We start from the raw sequence: 2,387 nt of genomic DNA, 5'->3' as shown, positions 1-2,387 counted from the left end.
CGCGTCGTGCGATTCGCTGGACAGCAGCCGCAGCGCTTCCTTCCCCGTCGCGGCGACCCTGACGTCGAACCCCGAGTGCCGCAAGCCGCGCGCCACCGAGGTTCTGACGTCCGGGTCGTCGTCGACCGTCATTCCGGTCACCACCGGGCACCGCAGCGCGACCGCGCTGCCGTCGTCCGCGCGCGCCGACAGCCGCACCCGTACCGGCTCGTCCTCGAAACATCTCTGGAACGCGGGCTCCGCGGCCACCGTGACCGCCGGGACCCCCCGCTGGAGGCCGGCCGAACACAAAACGCCCAGCAGCGGCGCGGCGAACGCGGCGAGCTCCCACCGTCCCGTCAGCACCGCGACGACGATCGCCACCGCCGCGCAGGTCGCCATCGACCCGGTCAGAGCCGAAGCGCGCCAACGGAATTCGACGACGGTCACGGCGCGCCCCTGGCGCGTGGCACCGGGGTGCGGCGCAGCAGATCCTCCACCACGTCGGCGCCCTGCACCTTCCGCACCCACATCTCAGGCCGCAGGCTGATGCGGTGGGCCAGCGCGGGCACGGCCAGCGCCTTCACGTCCTCGGGGACGACGTAGTCACGGCCGAGCAGCAGCGCGCGGGCCCGGGCCAGCTGCACGAGGTCCAGCTCGGCGCGCGGGCTGGCGCCGACCGCGACTTGCGGATGCTGCCGGCTCGCGGCCGCCAGCGAGACGACGTAGTGCAGCACGTCATCGTGCACGCTGACCTGCTCGACCGACTCCTGCATGGCCAGCAGGTCGTGGCCGTCGACGACCTGCGCCACCGTCGCGGGCGCCGAGCCGCGGTCGAGGCGGCGGCGCAGCATCGTGGTCTCCTCCGCCGCGGACAGGTACTTCAGTTCCAGCCGGATCGCGAACCGGTCCAGTTGCGCCTCGGGCAGCGGGTAGGTGCCCTCGTACTCGATCGGATTGTCGGTCGCCAGCACCAGGAACGGCTCCGGCAGCGGGTGCGTCACACCGTCGACGCTGACCTGTCGTTCGGCCATCGCCTCCAGCAGCGCCGCCTGCGTCTTGGGCGGGGTCCGGTTGATCTCGTCGCCGAGAAGCAGATTGGTGAAGATCGGCCCGCGGCGGAACTCGAACCGGCCCGACTGCATGTCGTAGATCGTCGAGCCGAGCAGGTCGGCGGGCAGCAGATCGGGGGTGAACTGCACGCGGGTGAACTCCAGGCCGAGCGCGGCCGCGAAGGACTTGGCGATCAACGTCTTTCCCAGCCCCGGCAGGTCCTCGACCAGCACGTGCCCGCGGGCGAGGACGGTGATCAGGATCAGGTTGAGCGCGTTGCGCTTGCCGACGACCGCGCGTCCGATCTGGTCGAGGACGGACTCGCAGCGGGCCGTGGTCACCGCGGGTGTGCTCACAGCCGCTCCAATCGCCGCAGGATCTCGTCGAGCGTGCGCCGACCGGGGCCCGGTTCGGTGCTGCCGGTCCGGGAGATGTTCTCCGGATCGACCCACGACCACAGTTCGTCGCCGAACAGCATCCGTCCGGTTGCGTGAAACGCCCTCGGGTCCTTGGACTTCCGATGTCCCGCCGCGAGTTCGAACTGCCGGGCGAGCATCGGGCGCAGGCGGCGGTCCCAGTCCGCGCGGGAGGACTCCGACCAGGAGATCAGCGTCTCGGTGCGGGACAACCAGCGGCGCATCGCCGCGGCCGCCTCGTCGGCCACCGCCTCGGCCTCGTCGTCCTGCCGGTGGTTCAGGTGGGTACGGACGGCGAGCAGCACGCACGCCAACGCCACGCCGGTCACCGCGAGCACGAGCTCACGTTCGAGCTGCGTCATCGCGAACGCCTGGACGACCACGATCAGGAATACGCCGGCGGCAACGATTTTCGTCATGTCGCGGCCTGGAACCGGCGCTGCACCTGCTGCAGGGCGTCCACCGCGTCGGCGCGGTGGCCCTCGTTCATCACATGCGGGCTGAACCGCGCCTCCTCGAACAGTTCGACCAGGACGGTGGCGCTGTCGGCACGCAGAGTGCGGCTCGCGATCGCGCGGGCCAGCACCTCGGTCGGGGTGTCGGACGCCTGCGGGATCGCCTCCGGTGACTTCTCCAGCTCCCGCTCCATCGCCAGGTAGCAGGCGATGATCGCCTCGCGCGGATCCCGGCTGAGATCCCCCATCTCGGCCAGCCCCAGTTCGGCCGCCCGCGCGAGGTCGGGTTCGGGCGTCTGCGCCGGCGGGACACCGGGCTCGGGGATTCCGGCCTGGGACGGCCGGCGTCTGCGGCCGGTGAGCATCGCGACGATCGCGAGTAGGAACAGCGCGATCGCGGTACCGGCCAGCGCGGTGAACACCGCGCCACCGCCCTGCCCCGCCGGCGGGTCGGGCGTCGTCCCCGCCTCGCGCGCCCGTTCGG

Annotated in this window: 3 protein-coding genes and 1 pseudogene; all 4 read right to left on the bottom strand. The window is 71.9% G+C overall.

Annotated elements, in window-relative coordinates; genetic code table 11:
- Positions 1 to 429, bottom strand: a pseudogene (locus ASJ79_RS34360) (DUF58 domain-containing protein); the annotation flags it as partial.
- Positions 426 to 1,388, bottom strand: a complete 963-nt coding sequence (locus ASJ79_RS22645) for a MoxR family ATPase (RefSeq protein ID WP_067960187.1) — start codon at positions 1,386 to 1,388, stop codon at positions 426 to 428. The gene ASJ79_RS22645 and the pseudogene ASJ79_RS34360, both read right to left, overlap by 4 nt.
- The gene (locus ASJ79_RS22640; RefSeq protein WP_067960184.1) at positions 1,385 to 1,867 is read right to left on the bottom strand and encodes a hypothetical protein; all 483 of its coding nucleotides are present in this window, start codon (positions 1,865 to 1,867) and stop codon (positions 1,385 to 1,387) included. The genes ASJ79_RS22645 and ASJ79_RS22640 overlap by 4 nt, the downstream gene beginning before the upstream one ends.
- The coding region (locus ASJ79_RS22635) for a DUF4129 domain-containing protein (RefSeq protein WP_156448587.1) at positions 1,864 to 2,387 on the bottom strand (524 nt) is incomplete at its 5' end. The genes ASJ79_RS22640 and ASJ79_RS22635, both read right to left, overlap by 4 nt.

The organism is Mycobacterium sp. NAZ190054, from assembly GCF_001545925.1.
Classification (GTDB): domain Bacteria; phylum Actinomycetota; class Actinomycetes; order Mycobacteriales; family Mycobacteriaceae; genus Mycobacterium.
Note: the sequence above shows the minus strand (reverse complement) of the source record. Positions and strands in the feature narration are given on the sequence as shown.